Consider the following 16,718-nt stretch of genomic DNA (forward strand, 5'->3'; position numbering starts at 1 on the left):
ATTTAATGATTTAGCCAAAAAAATAGGACCGGCATTAATGATATGCTCTGAAATAATTGTGTTAAATTTTCACTTGGTGAGACCTATTTTTTTGCCAACTTTGAGTAATCAAACATTCGAAACATGTTACATGAAGTGCTTCTTCAAGGTATTCAAGATGCCTCGTTTAATCAGTTGGCTTGCTGTAGAGATGACCTGGCTTTCAATTTTGGCGCGGCGACGTTCTGCGCGTTTGGCTTCTTCGGCGGCAGCTTTTTCGGCTTTTTTTTGCGCTTTTTCAGCTGCTTTCGCTTGGGCTTCGCTTTCTTTTTCCTTAGCTGCGGCATATTCTGCTTTTTCTTTTTCGAAGGCTTCGCGTTCTGCAGATAGTTGCGCTTCGGCCTGTGTTTCATCTTGTTTTGCTTGTAATAATTCATAGGCCGAATCTTTTTCAACCGTTTGATCGTATTTGCTCATCCCATCATCGGCCATGGCTTGTTGAATGTTTTCTGGTGCTGCTGGTGCCATTTTACTTTGTGGCAGTATAATCGCCGTTTGTTCTACCATTTGTGGGATTCCCTCACCGTCAAGCGTAGATACTAGGGCTTGGCCAACGCCGAGTGTTGAGATAACCGTCGATGTATCAAATGATGGGTTGGGTCTAAAGGACTCGGCTGCTGTTTTCACAGCTTTCTGTTCAGCCGGTGTATAGGCACGCAAGGCATGTTGGATTCGGTTGGATAGTTGGGCTAAGACTGGATCAGGGATATCGGCAGGGCTTTGAGTGACGAAGTAAATACCCACACCTTTTGATCGAATAAGTTTCACCACTTGTTCAATTTTTTGGACAAGAATTTCGGTGTATCTGTGAACAACAAATGCGCTTCATCGAAGAAGAAGACTAGTTTTGGTTTATCGCTGTCCCCTGCTTCTGGTAATGATTCGAATAATTCTGACATCAACCACAATAAGAACATGGCATACAATTTAGGACTTTGCACCAATTGCACGGCATTTAGTAAGTTAATCATTCCCTTGCCGTTACTATCGGTACGAATCCAGTCATGAATATCTAAATCTGGTTGCCCAAAGAATTGATCGCCACCTTGGGCTTCAATCGGGATTAAGGCTCGTGTGATACCGCCAAGCGACTGACTAGTGATATTCCCGTAATCGAGCAGGAATTCTTTACGATGTTCACCCACATAGGCGATCATGGCTTTCAAATCTTTTAAATCGGTCAGTAACAAGCCTTTGTCATCTGCAATCTTGAAGATGATGTTGAGGACGCCTTCTTGCGCTTCCGTTAGATTAAATACTTGAGATAATAGATCTGGCCCCATGTCAGAAATCGTTGCGCGAACTGGATGTCCTTGTTGGCCATACACATCCCAAAATGTTGTGGTATAGCCTTTAAATTGGAAAACATCACGCAGGGCAAATCGGTCAATCCGTTCTTCCATCTTATCTGATGATTCACCGGCCTCAATGATTCCAGAAACATCCCCTTTAATATCGGACATAAATACTGGTACACCAGCATCCGCGAATGATTCCGCTAATACTTTCATTGTAATGGTCTTCCCTGTACCACTCGCACCTGCAATTAACCCGTGACGGTTGGCCATCGCTAAGTCCATACTTACTGGTTTATTGTCACTACTCAATCCTAAATATACTTTGCCATCTTTAAACATCTTTCCATCCCCCCTTGTCAGTCGATCGTTATCCTTATTATAGCGATTTCATCATCTAAATGGTATGTTTAAGTATACGAACAGATTGAATAGTGACAAGTATCATTTTGGGTGGATTTAGATTAGCGCTGTCTGAGATGAAGGTGGAACTTATTTTATACAATACATTCCTTTTTGATAATTTAGGGCATCTTTCTATACAAATAGATTCCCTAATTTATGGATTTGGCATCTTTTCGGGAAAATAAATGCCCTTTTCTTAATTTGCAGGACCTATCTATGCAAATAGGTTCAGAATAAGTAGTTTTTATTTTTTAAAAGTACTATGGTTGAAAAATTGAGGACCTTATCTACATTGAGCGCACGAAAAAAACACACTCAACACCCCTACAAGGGAATTTGAGTGTGCCTATATTTAATTGCTAAATTGATTATTTTTATGTTCAAGAAGACCATTGCTCGTTACTTCATAGATCTTGTCACATACAGCCTCCATAAATAATAAATCATGTGATATAGCAATGATGCCACCTGTAAATTCCTGGAACATGGTACGTAATTCCCCTTGTGACAAAGGAGAAAAATTTCGCGTAGGTTCATCTAACAAGATGACATTACTCCCTTCCATACTCATTTTCAGTAGAAATAGCTTGGCTTGTTGTCCACCTGACAGTCGTTTAATTGGTTGTTGCATTTCTTCAACAGTGAACAGACTGCTGCCAAGAACGGTCATAATTAGCGTATGTTCTTCTTTATCGCCAACCACTGTCAGAAAATCAATCGCCGTTTGTTCCATATCAAACTGGTCTTGATAATTTTGTGGCATGTAGCCCAGTTGAATATCTTCACGTTGACTAAGCATATTATATAAAACTGCTAGCAAACTCGTTTTGCCAACACCATTCTCGCCATAAAAACCAACCTTATCGTGGCTATGAAAATTAAAATGAATGTTTTGAATCAAATGTGGCACAGGTTCATTCAACTCATATTGGTAAAGGCTTAGCAATAATTTGTTATCCAAAGGTTTGGTTCTATTGAATTCGATATTGATTAAATCATCCGCAAGCGGTTTTTCCGTAAAATTACCTTTCTCACGGTCAAATCTTTTTTCTTGTGACTTTAAGTTTTTCATTTTTTTTGCTAACATGCGACCAACTGAAACATCTTTGGTGATTTCCAACTGGTGATCAACCGACTGTTGAATCTCATTGTTTTTCTTCTTGAGGCCTTTGTATTCTTGTACTTGCTTATTGGCAATTTGCGTAACCTTGGTAAAACGTTCTCGCCTTTCATCTACATACGCTTGATAATTGGCTTGTTTGGTCGTAAACCGAGGCTTCGTTTTATGGTGCACTTGCTCTAAATGGATTACTTTGGTTGCCGTTTCTTGAAGGAGGTGTTCATCATGAGAAACATAAAGGAAGGTTGCTGGCGTTGTCTTAATAAAATGAATCAACCATTTTTGTGTTGCGAAATCTAAATTATTACTCGGCTCGTCTAACAAATAAAAGTCAGGATCTGAGGCCATCAACTTAACCAATTGTAATTTGATTTGTTGACCGCCCGATAATTGAGACATTTTCAATCCCCCATCAAGGGCATTAACGTCAAAGTCTAAGGTTTGTGCAGCTTGAAATAACAAATTAAAATCTGTTGTCGCTGCATCATCAGGGTTGAATAAATAGTCATCAATGGTTGATTGAAGTGTCTCTGCGTCCATCACTTGGGGCAGATAAGCCATTTTACCGAAGTCATTTTTCATTTGACCTGTTATATTGATATATTCGGGAGTAAGACTCGGATTATAAATCCAGCGAAGTAGGGAACTTTTACCTGTTCCTTCTGCGCCTATTAAGGCTACTCGATCTCCGGGATTGATGACAAAATTGGCTTCTTCAATTAATTGTTGGTGGTTTCGTGTGTGGTGCATATTTAAAGATTGAATTTGTAACATAAAAAAACTCCTTTACTGTGGCAAAGCTACCGACATGAAAAAAGAGCAGTTAAACTTAATTGGATCCCAATAGATATGGCATCCTCTCAAATAAGCAGACTTATCCCAGCGTTTTTCTTGGTTTAAGTTTAGCTACTCTGAGATTAAATGCGCATTTCTAATTGATTCTCCTTACTGAATGATATTTATCCACATTCTAGAGTATGGCATGCCGAAAGTCAACACTTATAAATGATTATCCTTAATCAATTGATTTGCCCATCTACCTAGCAGGAATGAAGGGACAACATAATGAAATGCGACAAATTATTTATCAATGGAGTGGACTTATTTTATACAATAAATGCCTTTTTGATAAATTTGGGCATCTATCTGTTCAAATAGATTTCCTATTTTGTGGATTAGGCATCTTTTTGTAAAAATAAATGCCCTTTTCTAAATTTGCGGAACTTATCTAGGCGAATAAATCCTAAATAATGGTTATTTATTTTTTACAAATACAAGAATTCCTAATATCACAAAAAACACACCTAATCCCCCCTATAAGACGAAGTTAAGTGTGCCTAATTTTTTATTTGCATTAAGCTAAAAATTATTTACTCAACACAAGTACTGCTTCTGTATGCCAAGTTTGCGGGAACATATCTAATGGTTGAACTTCGGTGAAGTCATAACCTGCCTCAACAAATTTAGCAACGTCGCGTGCCATCGTTGTTGGGTTACATGATACGTAAACAATCTTATCTGGATTTGCTTCAATTGTTGAGTTGATGAAGTAGTCATCAAGTCCTTTACGTGGTGGATCGACCACGACAACGTTTGGTTTAACGCCGGCTTTGACCCATTCGCCCATGACTCTTTCAGCTTGGCCAGTTTCGAAGTGTACGTTATGGATGGCATTTTTCGCAGCATTATTTTTCGCCATCTTCACAGCGTCAGCTACAACTTCTACCCCATAAACGGTCTTGGCTTTTTGGGCAAGTGATAAGGTAATGGTACCAATACCTGAGTATGCATCAATAACTGTTTCGTCACCTTGTAAGTCTGCAGCTTGAATCGCTAATTGATACAATTTTTCAGCTTGCGGTGTGTTAATTTGGAAGAAAGATTTGCTTGAGATTTCGTAAGTTAAATCAAACATCTTATCTTCGTAACGGTCTGCACCGTATAGAATATGTTGTTGGCCTGACATGACAACATTTGTTTGTTTCACGTTGGCATTCAACATAATAGACACAATATTTGGTAAAGCTTCTACAATTTCGCTTACAATGGTTTCTTCTTCAGGTAATGAATGACCATTCACAACGATGATGACCATCATTTGATCAGTGTAGTAACCTTTACGAATCACAAGATTACGGATTAACCCGCTGTGATGTTGTTCGTTGTAGCCTTTTAAATTATGTTTGTTTAAGATAGCAACGATGGTGGCAATTGCTTCATCGATGCCCGGTAATTGAATTTTGAAGTCTTCAACTGGAATGATGTCGTGTGAGTTTTTACGGTAGAAACCTGAATATAATTGACCCTCTTCGTTGGTGCCAATTGGAATTTGGGCTTTGTTACGGTAGTTGAATGGTTGGTCCGCTGCTACTGTTGGGTGAACAGTACGACCTTTATCCAAGCCGAATTTATGTAGGGCATCGGCCACTTGTTTTTGCTTGAAGGCAAGTTGTGCTTGGTAAGTCATGTGTTGTAATGGCATAGTACCAACTTGGCTTGATACTTTATCGACTAATTCAACCCGGTCTGGAGAGGCTTTTTGCAAGTCAATCATCTTACCGTAGCCGTATTTTTTGCCGACAGAAACGACTAAAATCGTTCCTTCTTCGCCTGTTAGGGCATTTTCTACAAAAATTGGATAGCCTTCAACTTTGGCTACGCCCAATCCTTGGAATGTTAAATCTTCAATGGTGCCCTCAAAGGTATCATTTTTTTGTACAGGTGTTGTATATTTTTGTTTCACGTTCATCATCCTTTTCTTCAGTCTTTTCATTCTACCACGCTTTACTGGATTGACAAAACAAGGACAAAGGAATCCACCCTTTATGGAAGGATTCTCATTTTGGCCTACTCTTTTCTATCAATAGTCCCATAACTTATGCGCATCTATTGCGTTACTTGTACTGCTGCCCTATTCAATTGATCGTTTAGTTTCTAATGCACTGAATTGTTCATACAAATCAGAGGCGATATCGGCCATCTCTTCATTAAAAACGCGTTGATTGTGGCCATATTGTTCTGCGGTATTCACAACGAGTGAAATATAGAATTTTGGTGCACTTTCAATGGTCAATTGGACCAAATCTAAATGTCGGTCAGCAATAATTGGGGACATGAAAGCCAACATATGTGACGTACTCGCTATTGATAAGGCTGTTCTAATCTCTTTAGTATAAAGCAAGGTTACCTCATCTTCTAAGTGGTTCGCTGCTAACCAGTCATGGAAAATACGTTGATGCGTATAGCCTTGTGACAAAGACAGTAAAGTTTCACCCTTCAAATCAGCTGGGGTAATGATGCTTTTCTTAGCTAATGGATGGTCTGCCTTCGTCCACAAAGTAAACGTCTCTTTTAAAATGGGTGTCTGCTGAATGCTTTCATCGGAAATATCAGGTTTATCATGGCCTATGATGGCAATTGGTACTTCTCCGGTTTTGACAAGTTCAAACATGACATCCGAACTTTCTTCTTCGTAAAAATGAATATCTGGCTAGCCTTCTTCACTTGTGGAATAAAACGCGGCCATAAAGCCCCACCAATAGTAGGGAGAAAACCGAATGAAACAACATTGTTGCTGGTGTCTCTAATTTTTTGTTTGGTCGCTGCTAGTTGTAAGACGAGCCTATTGGAAAAATCTAACAATAATTCACCCGTTTCAGTTATGGTCATGCCCTTGCTAAATCGTTGGCGATTGAACAAATTTGTATCAAATTCTTCCTCTAAACGTTTCACAGCTAATGAAATTGTGGGCTGGGAGACAAAAAAATTGTGCGCTGTTTCAGTATAATTTAGGGTTTTCGCTAAATCATTAAAATAAATAAGATCTTGGATATTCACTGTTTACCTCCAAAATGTACGTGGTCATAAGCATTTTATTGCTATTAATTCTCTCTATTATATATTAACAGAATTTATAATACTATAAAATTAATAAATTTGTTAGTGAAGCGCTTTCAACGTAATGTTATAGATAAGATATACAAAATCGTTCTAAAAATAACAAAAAATGGAAACAAGGAGAAACAAAAATGAAAATCATCAAACAATTGTTTTGGATTTTCCTATTCTCATTATTGGGTACAATCGTCTCTGAATTAATTTCATCATTCATTGCGATTCCTGGTAGTGTAATTGGGATGATTCTAATGTTCTTCGCACTACACACTAAACTATTGGATATTGACAAAGTAGACAGCGTAGCAACCTGGATTACCGCAAACATGGCTATCCTATTTGTACCATCTGGGGTTGGTATCATGGCTAACTTCGATGTCTTAGCAGACAGATGGTGGCAACTAATTATTATCATGCTAGTAACAACTACCCTTACAATGATTCTAGCTGGACGTAGCGTTCAAGGAATCAAGCGTCGTGATGATGCTAAAAAATTAAATAAAGAAAGAATGGGGGACTAGCCAATTATGTTAGAAACACTTATGAATAACTCAATGTTTTGGGTAACATTAACTATTGGTATCTACTTACTTGCAGACTACTTAAATAAAAAATGGCCTAACCCATTATTTATACCACTAGCTTTCTCGATCATCGTCATTATTTTATTCCTTTTATTCACAGGTATTCCACTAGAAACCTACGATAATAACGGTGGTGGCTTCTTCAAACTATTTATCACACCTGCGACAGTTTCTTTAGCTGTGAAACTTGAAAAGAACTTTGAATACTTGAAACAATATGCGAAACCAATTATCGTATCGATTTTAACAGGTGTGATTATCCATACAGCAATGATTTATATTTTTGCGTTAATCTTCAATTTCGGACCAGAAATGGTTGGTACATTGATTCCTAAATCAGTTACAACTGCCATCGCAGTTGGGGTTTCTGATTCATTAGGTGGGATTGTCTCTATCACAACCGCCGTTGTTATCTTTACAGGTGTTATCGGTGCTGTTATTGGTGAGAAAGTTTACCAGCTTGCAGGAATCGACGACCCAGTTGCGCAAGGTATTACCATGGGTACTTCTGCCCACGCTATGGGTACAACTGAAGCAATCAAAATGGGTGAAGTTCAAGGTGCAATGTCTGGATTATCAATGGTTATAACTGGTATCACTGTAGTAGTTTTATCACCACTTACAGTACCAATTACAAACTTATTATTCGGCTAATCACACTTCATATTTTACCAGTAATACCAAATCTCTCATAATTTTAAAACGATAAAAAAAACGGATCTTTGCGATCCGTTTTTTTGTTGCCTATTCATTTAAATACGAACGGTAAATTGCCCCATAACGCGCGATAAACTCAAGATACTCATCGACACCAATCGCTTCATTGATGGTATGCGCATCCGCCATATCGCCTGGACCATAGATGACAAAATCAAAATCATTGTCAACGTCAGTAAAAATTGCCCCATCGGTTGCGGCACTCAACCCGCGGTTTTCCGCATCCGGATCAACCGCTAAGATGCTCGCGACTAGGTCCGAGTCATTGGCACCGTCAGCAAATTGATTATTTTGTAGAATATTCAAGGCCAATGACCCCTGACCCTTGGCATTAATACTGTCAATCGCCTCATTAAAAATACCAATCACCACATCGTTGCCCACCTCTGGCACCGTGCGGGCGTTTCCTGATAGGATGGTTGCCTCTGGCACAGAATTAATCTGGTTGCCCCCTGCAATCATAGTAAAGACATTTAAAGTAGCACCCAAGGTATCATTGTAGGCTAACTTGGTTGCGGCTGCCATTTTGGCATTGGTCTTATTGATGAACTCATTGATTAACAAGATCGCATTAATGCCCTTGTCAGGCGTTGAAGAATGGGCAGCTCGGCCATGTGCAATGACCTGATACTGAATAGAACCCTTATGTTTCGTATGATAGAAGGGTTTCGTTGGCTCTGCAATCAGCATACCCGTGATATCTTGTGTGAATCCCATTTGGGTCAGCTGTTCAGCCCCCATCATACCAACTTCCTCGCCAACGGTTGCCAAAAGACGGACTGTCCCCTTGAAGGGCTCCTCAGATGCTTTCAGTTCAATCATGGCGATAATCAGCGCCGTTAAGCCAGCCTTCATATCTGTTGTCCCGCGTCCATAAATCAGGCCGTCATGGATCTCAGCAGCATACGGTGGAAAATCCCACAAGTCGGCATTACCGGCATCTACCACATCCATATGCCCCGAAACCGCCAAAATTTTCCCCTGGTCTTGACCATGAATTTCAGCCACCAAGTTGGCACGCCCGTCACTATAAGGAATAATGCGCGCATCAATCCCGTATGCTTCAAGCAGATTTTTATAATATAAGGCCACAATCTCTTCATTGCCATTAGGTGACTGAATTTGAATCACATCTTGAAGAATACGAATTTTCTCTTGTCTATCCATTTCAATCTCCTTAGAAAAAGACGATTATTTTAATACTTTACGTTCAAATGGATCTACAGAGAAGCCTTTCGCTAAGACATCTTTCGCATATTCTTGTGCACCCCATAGCGAATGGTCACGGAAATTACCACATTCGCCACGTTCAGTACCTTGTACGTCAGTCCACTCTGCTTTCACAACATCTTCTAATACTTTCGTCATTACAGTAGCCACTTCTTCAACAGACGGTGTGCCCCATACAATCATGTAGAAACCTGTACGGCAACCCATTGGTGAAATATCAATGACGCCATCTAGGTAGTCACGAGTGTAAGCTGCTAATAAATGCTCCAAGGTATGGATGGCACTTGTCGGCATAGAATCTTCGTTTGGTTGTAAGAAACGCACGTCAAATTTAGATAATTTGTCGCCTAATTGTCCTGTTTCTGCCCCCGCCACGCGGATATAAGGTGCTTTTACTGCATCATGATCTAATGTAAAACTTTCAACTTTTGCCATTTCAATAACTTCCTTTTCTATGATTCATTATTTTTAACCTGTACTTTTCTAACTGCTTTTTCATTTTACCATGAATCCACCTTCAGTCAACGGGGCGGCCTGATTCTTTGAAATCACCTGACGAACACCCGTGATTGGCTATTCTTATCACTTAACACCTTGCTTCGTTTATACCGCAACATTTGCTGACGTGCAGTAGCCTACTTGATGCACCTATCCAGAAAATATTCAGCGCCAATCATGAGTGGCCTGTTGTTAGTATGAAAAGTGACGTATTAGACATCAAAAGTCCACTAACCTCTATCACAGGTGACTGATATTTCCGGGTAAGTCACATACCTGGTTAACCTATGACAAATCCTGGTAGATAAGTCACTACTATTCACCATGTGTGCCTTTTTCCCACAAACAAGTCACAAATCCCCGGCATCTTGTGGCCTATCATTTGACATAAGTCACGCGCGATTTCAAACGAATGCTCATGACCAAAGCGCGTGGTGAAAAGGCCTGCATATGCTATAATTTAAGCAAGAGCCAAAGGAGAAGATAGCATGAAAGCAGCCGACAGAAGAGACGCATTATTAAATGCTCTAACCAATGCAAGAGGACCACTAAAAGCCAATACCCTAGCCGATGCCTTCGGAGTCAGCCGCCAGATTATTGTAGGCGATGTAGCGATTTTACGCGCTAGTGACCACGATATCATCGCAACCAATCAAGGCTATCTATTAGCCACAAAAGCCACCGCCCAGGATAACAGCCGTTACCGAGGTAAAATCGTCTGCCAACACGATTCTGACCAGGCAGTCAACGAGTTAGCTATGATCGTTGACCGAGGTGGCTGGGTGGAAAACATTGAAATTGATCATCCTTACTATGGCATCATCAAGGCCACATTGACCATTCAATCGCATGCTGATATTACACATTTCACCGCAGAAATGGCTAGCCATAAAGGTGCCATGTTGTCATCATTGACGAATGGGATTCATTTACACACGATAACTGCACCAGATAAAACCGTATTTGATGAGATTAAACGCGACTTATTCGCTGCAGGCATCCTGCTAGACGAATCAATCTAGGTTAGTATCAATTGTATCTTTCTCGTATGTCAAGACACCTGTCTTGACACCTCTACTATTCAGGGCGTATGATGGAGAAAAACAAACTTTGGGAGGATTACACATGCAACGCAATGAGGTTCAAAAAACAACACAAAACTTAACGATTACTGGTCTATTGACCGCGATTGGTATCTTTATTCCAATGATTATGCCTTTTAAAGTCGTGATTGGCCCCGCATCATTCACACTTGGTTCACATGTGCCAGTTGACATGGCCATGTTCAGAAAACCTTCGACTGCAGCAATCGTTGCAATTGGTACAACAATTGGCTTCTTAATAGCTGGTTTCCCAATCGTCATCGTAGCTCGTGCTTTGACCCATCTAATTTTCGCAACAATTGGTGCCTACTACTTACAAAAATTTCCTAAGACCCTTGTAAAAACTGCAAGCCGTACAGTTTTCAGCTTGTGGGTCAACATTTTACACGGCCTTGGTGAAGTCGCAATCGTTTATATTCTAACCGCTACAGGCGTTAGTGCACCTAGCGATGGATTCTTATATACCTTAATCGTCTTAATTGGTATTGGTACCCTAGTTCATGGTATGGTCGATTTCGAAATCTCTTACCAAATTACAAAAGCCATTGAAAAACGCGCACACCTTAACTTTGCACAAGTTGAACTTTAATCACTATAGATAGGCATACGAAAAGACCGGACATCAATCTGTCCGGTCTTTTTCTATTTATGAAACGGGCATTTCTTTCATGCGGGCATGGATTTTCCGTAATGAATGCACATACTGGAAGATTTACGGTTTTTTCAAATATGGGTTTTTATATTTGAATATTTATGGTTTTTTTCAAGTATGAGATTTCATATTTGATTTTTGGTATCATTTTGTCAAATATAAATCCCCATACTTTATGCTTCTATTTAATGTATCAAGTACGCATTTTCATATGAGAATATTTGGCCATTTTTTCGACTATGAGATTTCATATTTGAATTTTGGCATCATTTTGTCAAATATGACCTTCCCATTTTTGAATATATAGCTAATGATTTGAATACGCTCTTCGCTTTTTGTCCACAATCTCAAACTATTCAGTAATAACCTTGTTCACAAGACAACAAAAGCGGTTGGAACCACCTGCCCCAACCGCTTGTTCTTTCCAGTAGATTCTGCCTATAAATTATTTCAAAAATACTGCATCTGTCACCAGATATTCGTCACCTTCAACCGCTTGTCGTACAGCATCGATTCGTTGTTTGGTCGCTTGTCTGAAGAAGGCAAGGTCGTTCAATACCGTTACGAATTGAAAACCTTGTTCAATTCGGTTGGTTGCATCTTCAGGACCAGCCGTAAAGATACCTGGAATGACGCCTGCATCTTTACAGGCACGCAATACACGTTGAATATTGGCTTCAAGTTCGGGACTTGTAGACGGATCTTCCACACCCATAGCATGGGCAAGGTCTAGACGACCGATATAAACACAGTCAATCCCCGGCACTTGCACGATTTCTTCAATATTTTCCACAGCTTCTGGTGTTTCACATTGGACGATAACCATCGATTTTTCGTCTACTTCACCGTTATTATAGTTTTCGTAAGCCCCCCAAAGTGGTCCACGGCCAATCCCTTTACCGCGGATCCCGATAGGTGGCATCTTGGTATTTTGGATAACAAATTCAGCTTCTTCAGCCGTATTAATCATTGGTACCATCAAACCATGAATCCCCACGTCCAACATTCGCCCCATCATTGGACCATCTTCTGGATTATACACACGGGCATAGGGTGCAACACCATATAATTCAGCCGCACGAATCATATCCACAGCTGTTTCTAGGCTGGTTTGGGCGTGTTCAAAATCGATCATGGCAAAATCAAAGCCATTCACCCCTAAAATTTCCACATTCATGGACGAACTGGAGGCTACAAATGCCCCAATTGCATACCCTTTTTCCTCAATTTTTTCTTTGACTAGGTTTCTCATTTCCATAACTATCATCCTTTCAAGTTGGCTGTTTTTATCGCAAAATCCAATCACTAATAAGTAATGTTCATTACACCCTATTAGTCGATAATATTAAAACCTTCATACCCTTGTTCTTTTAAGAATTTACTGTAAATGTCATTATAATCTTCACGCGCTGGTGCAAAAATATCTACGTTAATCACTGTTTCAGGACTATCGTATACATGAATATAATGCTCCACACCTTTGGGAACGACGACCCACGAACCAGCTGTCATTCGGAAAGGTTGACCGTCCACATAATAATCACATTCCCCTTGTAAAATCCAAGCGATTTGCTGATGATCAGCATGCGTATGTGGGTTTAATTCGTTGCCGTTATCCACACGATTACATGTGATATTCACACCCTCAGCACTCATAGCAAATACCGCCTGATCAATCCCTGCACGTAAGGGTCTGTATGGTAATTCGTTTACGTTTCCAAAATCTACCTTGTCCAATGCCATCGTTCATTCCTCCTAGATTTGTTTCCTTAGTTATATATTAGAAATAGATTAGAAATATCTTGAGACAAACATTAACACCCTATCTGAAAATTGACAAGTCACTTTGTGCAAATTTATTTGTATAAAAAATACAAATCTCCATTAAGCTGATTTTTTCCTTACTGAGAAAATAACAGCGCTTATATGAAGGAAAGCTTATTTTATGCTCGTTTACACGGGGGGGATTGGTGGTTTGGAGGCCCCTTAATAAAATACAATTTATGTATTTTATGTGTTTGCAGGCTTGTTTTTGGATTGAATTTACGCCTTTTCACAATATAGAGATAAAATTTTTGCTATAAAAACCCCATGTGTCCAATGTTTGTTACCACTTCCTAAAATGTATTATGAAAATTATATGAGAAATCACTTGTTAATTTAATTTATCGATGTTAAGGTTATAGCAACAAAACAAAAGGAGCGTGGACGCAATGAATATGCAAATGAATCAAAAACATATGACAGATCAATTGTGGTCTGTGACTCCAGTCAACCTAACACATACATCTTTATTATTATTATTATTAGCTAACTAGGATTGTTCCAGATCATTTGGAAGAGTCCTATTTCTCGTGAATGCGGGCTCTTAGCTAGTAACACAGCGGGCCTTTACGAGGCTCGCTTTTTTTATTGGCATAATCACCACTATTGGTATCCATGTTTAAGGAAAAGCATGGTGAAAGGAGTTTTACATGACTGAAGTTGTTATTGTCGCTGCCCAACGCACACCGATTGGTTCATTTGGAGGTGCCTTTAAAAATGTATCGGCTGTAGATTTGGGTAAGGTTGCCGTAACTGGTGCCCTATCTAAGATTGATTTAGACCCCAAAGAGGTGGATGAAGTGATATTCGGTAACGTCTTAAGTGCTGGTCTTGGTCAAAATGTGGCGAGACAAGTGGCAGTGGCATCCGGCATCCCAATCGAAAAACCTTCCTTCTCCGTCAATAAGGTTTGCGGTTCGGGCTTAAAGGCAGTTGTGTTAGCGGCACAAAGTATTATGGTTGGTGATGCTGATGTGGTGATTGCAGGTGGTACGGAAAATATGAGTCAAGCACCATATGTTCTACCGGGTGCACGTTGGGGCATGCGTATGGGGGATCAAAAAGTGGTCGATTCCATGGTCAACGATGGCTTAACCGATGCCTTCAAGGGCTATCATATGGGCATGACTGCTGAAAACATTGCCGAAAAATATGGCTTTAGTCGTGAAGACCAGGATATCTTAGCAGCTGAGAGTCAACAAAAAGCTGAAGTTGCCATCAATGAGGGGCGCTTCAAAGCGGAAATCATCCCTGTGCCCGTAGCTGACCGTAAAGGCAACATCACCATGGTCGACACCGATGAGTATCCACGTAGCGGTGTCACCCCTGACTCGCTTGCAAAATTACGCCCCGCTTTCAAGAAAGATGGCGGTACAGTGACCGCGGCCAACGCGTCGGGTGTCAATGACGGGGCCGCTGCGGTAATATTGATGGCCAAAGAAAAGGCAATTGCCTTAGGTATCGAGCCCCTTGTGACCATTAAAAGTTATGCAAGTGCGGGTGTTGATCCAGCGATTATGGGTACCGGTCCTATACCCGCTACCCGCCAGGCCTTAGACAAGTCGGGACTCACCATACAAGACATGGATTTAATTGAAGCCAATGAAGCCTTTGCTTCGCAAGCGCTGGCAGTTTTGACAGACCTAGAGGCGGATATGACAAAGGTGAATGTCAACGGTGGTGCGATTGCGTTAGGCCATCCGATTGGTGCATCCGGGGCGCGCATTTTAGTGACGCTGGTTCATGAGATGGCCAAGCGCCAGGCTCAATATGGTTTGGCAACCCTCTGTATCGGCGGTGGGCAAGGTATTTCAATGATTGTTGAGCAGGCGTAAATGAATACTGTTGGATAGATTCGTACAAAGAAAAAGGAGATAGGACTATGATAGATCAATATACTTTTCACGATATGACAATTTCTTGGCTAAATGGTGCGCTAATTAATACTGACGGTGGGACGATTTTTGGGCCTGTTCCTCGGACTTTGTGGGGCCGCTACTATCCATATAATGACCGCAATCAAGTGGCTGAAGCAACTGATCCCATTTTGATTCAATATCAAGGGATGAACTACATGATTGATGCTTCATTTAATCTAGATAAATTTACGGAAAAAGCCAAGCGTAATGTTGGTTTGGAAAAGCCCGGTAGGATTATGGAAGATTTTGATCAGCTCGGCATTAGTCCTGAAGATATCGATGTCATCATGATGACGCATATGCATAACGACCATGCCAGCGGCCTAACTTATTTTGCAGATGACGCGTGGCATTCAACCTATCCCAACGCTACGATTTACATGTCAGCCGTTGAATGGGATGCTGTGCGCCACCCTAATGCCCGTACGAAAAATACCTATCCTCGCGAGAATTGGGAAGCCATTCAAAACCAAGTCGTCACTTTTGACGACAGCTTCCAAGTCACCGACGGCATCACAATGGAATTCTCTGGCGGCCATAGTCCAGGCCATGCGATTATCCGACTTGAACAAAACGGCGAAACCATGCTACATATGGCAGATATTTTGCTATCATTTGTGCATACAAATCCGCTATGGGTGGGTGGCCTCGACGACTACCCAATGGATTCAATCTCTGCCAAGGAAAAATACATGGCCGAAGCGCTAGCCAACCACTACCGTTTCATGTTCTACCACGATCCATATTACCGCGTGATTGAATACACAGAAGACGGTAAAAACATCCAATACGCCATGAAATCATCGCGCGATGTCCACATCCCATTTACCCCAGAACAAGACCGCACACCGCGCCAAGTGGACAGCATGGTAGCCCAATAAACAAGTTTCTTCTATATAATTAGGAAAAGTCGTATGCCAGTTTGAATGCAGCATACGACTTTTTTGATGAGTATTAGATTGTTTTGTAGTGTTGGTGCCCGTGCACCAACACTTTCCTTTTGAAGTTCTTGATTAACTATATGTTTTTCATAGCCCTGCAGTAGCGCTTTTCAAGAATGGATACTCATATTTGAATTTTTATGGTTTTTTTCAAATATGGGGTTTCATATTTGATTTCTCATCCATTTTTATCAAATATGAGTGCCCATATTTTATGCATGTAAAGAACAGTTATAAAATGTAGGAAAATGACAATGTAAAATTGTTGGTTTTCCTACATTTTTTATATACTCTTCTTATCCCCTATAGAATTGGAGTGGAATAGGAATGAGAAGAGATATCAGAGAAGGAGTGAAAAAACATATGATTGATGGCATAAAGCCCAATTATACTGCGTTAGCGGAACAATACGGATGTGACTATCGTACGGTTAAAGCAGCGTATGAAGAAGCGTTACAAGGTAATAAACCTAAAACAAGGAGGACATATCCGAGTAA

General features: G+C 40.4%; 14 protein-coding genes and 1 pseudogene. 6 read left to right on the forward strand and 9 right to left on the reverse strand.

What is annotated here, in order from left to right; all coding sequences use genetic code 11:
- Window positions 1-126: 126 nt before the first annotated feature.
- The 5 genes and pseudogenes from B9P78_RS10680 to B9P78_RS05900 form a co-directional block, all read right to left on the reverse strand.
- Window positions 127-1,676 (reverse strand): annotated as a pseudogene (locus B9P78_RS10680) (helicase HerA-like domain-containing protein).
- Window positions 1,677-2,091: 415 nt separating this feature from the next.
- Window positions 2,092-3,633 carry an ATP-binding cassette domain-containing protein gene (locus B9P78_RS05885; RefSeq protein ID WP_094518569.1) on the reverse strand — a complete coding sequence of 514 codons (1,542 nt, stop codon included), beginning with the start codon at window positions 3,631-3,633 and terminating at the stop codon, window positions 2,092-2,094.
- A gap of 592 nt (window positions 3,634-4,225) precedes the next feature.
- On the reverse strand, window positions 4,226-5,608 hold the full coding sequence (rlmD, locus tag B9P78_RS05890; protein ID WP_094518570.1) for a 23S rRNA (uracil(1939)-C(5))-methyltransferase RlmD: 1,383 nt from the start codon (window positions 5,606-5,608) through the stop codon (window positions 4,226-4,228).
- Window positions 5,609-5,770: 162 nt separating this feature from the next.
- Window positions 5,771-6,310, reverse strand: a complete 540-nt coding sequence (locus tag B9P78_RS05895; protein WP_094518571.1) for a LysR family transcriptional regulator substrate-binding protein — start codon at window positions 6,308-6,310, stop codon at window positions 5,771-5,773.
- Window positions 6,265-6,696, reverse strand: a complete 432-nt coding sequence (locus B9P78_RS05900) for a LysR family transcriptional regulator (protein ID WP_094518572.1) — start codon at window positions 6,694-6,696, stop codon at window positions 6,265-6,267. The genes B9P78_RS05895 and B9P78_RS05900 overlap by 46 nt, the downstream gene beginning before the upstream one ends.
- Window positions 6,697-6,887: 191 nt before the next feature.
- Between B9P78_RS05900 and B9P78_RS05905 the strand changes: the two genes are divergently transcribed.
- Window positions 6,888-7,274: a CidA/LrgA family protein gene (locus B9P78_RS05905; protein WP_094518573.1), complete on the forward strand. Its 387-nt coding sequence runs from the start codon at window positions 6,888-6,890 to the stop codon at window positions 7,272-7,274.
- A gap of 6 nt (window positions 7,275-7,280) precedes the next feature.
- Window positions 7,281-7,991, forward strand: coding sequence for an LrgB family protein (locus B9P78_RS05910; protein WP_094518574.1), 711 nt, complete (start codon window positions 7,281-7,283; stop codon window positions 7,989-7,991).
- Between the two features lie 90 nt (window positions 7,992-8,081).
- Here the strand turns inward: B9P78_RS05910 and B9P78_RS05915 are convergent, their stop codons facing one another.
- Window positions 8,082-9,221, reverse strand: a complete 1,140-nt coding sequence (locus tag B9P78_RS05915; protein WP_094518575.1) for an ArgE/DapE family deacylase — start codon at window positions 9,219-9,221, stop codon at window positions 8,082-8,084.
- A gap of 24 nt (window positions 9,222-9,245) precedes the next feature.
- Window positions 9,246-9,719: an S-ribosylhomocysteine lyase gene (locus B9P78_RS05920; RefSeq protein WP_094518576.1), complete on the reverse strand. Its 474-nt coding sequence runs from the start codon at window positions 9,717-9,719 to the stop codon at window positions 9,246-9,248.
- 551 nt (window positions 9,720-10,270) lie between these two features.
- Between B9P78_RS05920 and B9P78_RS05925 the strand changes: the two genes are divergently transcribed.
- On the forward strand, window positions 10,271-10,804 hold the full coding sequence (locus tag B9P78_RS05925; RefSeq protein WP_094518577.1) for a transcription repressor NadR: 534 nt from the start codon (window positions 10,271-10,273) through the stop codon (window positions 10,802-10,804).
- A gap of 103 nt (window positions 10,805-10,907) precedes the next feature.
- Complete coding sequence (locus tag B9P78_RS05930; RefSeq protein ID WP_094518578.1) at window positions 10,908-11,474, forward strand: hypothetical protein; 567 nt, start codon at window positions 10,908-10,910, stop codon at window positions 11,472-11,474.
- 508 nt (window positions 11,475-11,982) lie between these two features.
- Here the strand turns inward: B9P78_RS05930 and B9P78_RS05935 are convergent.
- Window positions 11,983-12,795 (reverse strand): HpcH/HpaI aldolase/citrate lyase family protein, encoded by an 813-nt coding sequence (locus B9P78_RS05935; protein ID WP_094518579.1) that lies wholly within the window; start codon window positions 12,793-12,795, stop codon window positions 11,983-11,985.
- 74 nt (window positions 12,796-12,869) lie between these two features.
- On the reverse strand, window positions 12,870-13,280 hold the full coding sequence (locus tag B9P78_RS05940) for a cupin domain-containing protein (protein ID WP_094518580.1): 411 nt from the start codon (window positions 13,278-13,280) through the stop codon (window positions 12,870-12,872).
- Between the two features lie 731 nt (window positions 13,281-14,011).
- Between B9P78_RS05940 and B9P78_RS05945 the strand changes: the two genes are divergently transcribed.
- Both B9P78_RS05945 and B9P78_RS05950 read left to right on the forward strand, forming a co-directional pair.
- Window positions 14,012-15,196 (forward strand): acetyl-CoA C-acetyltransferase, encoded by a 1,185-nt coding sequence (locus B9P78_RS05945; RefSeq protein WP_094518581.1) that lies wholly within the window; start codon window positions 14,012-14,014, stop codon window positions 15,194-15,196.
- A 47-nt stretch (window positions 15,197-15,243) separates the two neighbouring features.
- Window positions 15,244-16,161, forward strand: coding sequence for an MBL fold metallo-hydrolase (locus B9P78_RS05950; protein WP_094518582.1), 918 nt, complete (start codon window positions 15,244-15,246; stop codon window positions 16,159-16,161).
- The last annotated feature ends 557 nt before the right edge of the window (window positions 16,162-16,718 follow it).

It is taken from the genome of Aerococcus sp. 1KP-2016, from assembly GCF_002252085.1.
Lineage (GTDB): Bacteria > Bacillota > Bacilli > Lactobacillales > Aerococcaceae > Aerococcus.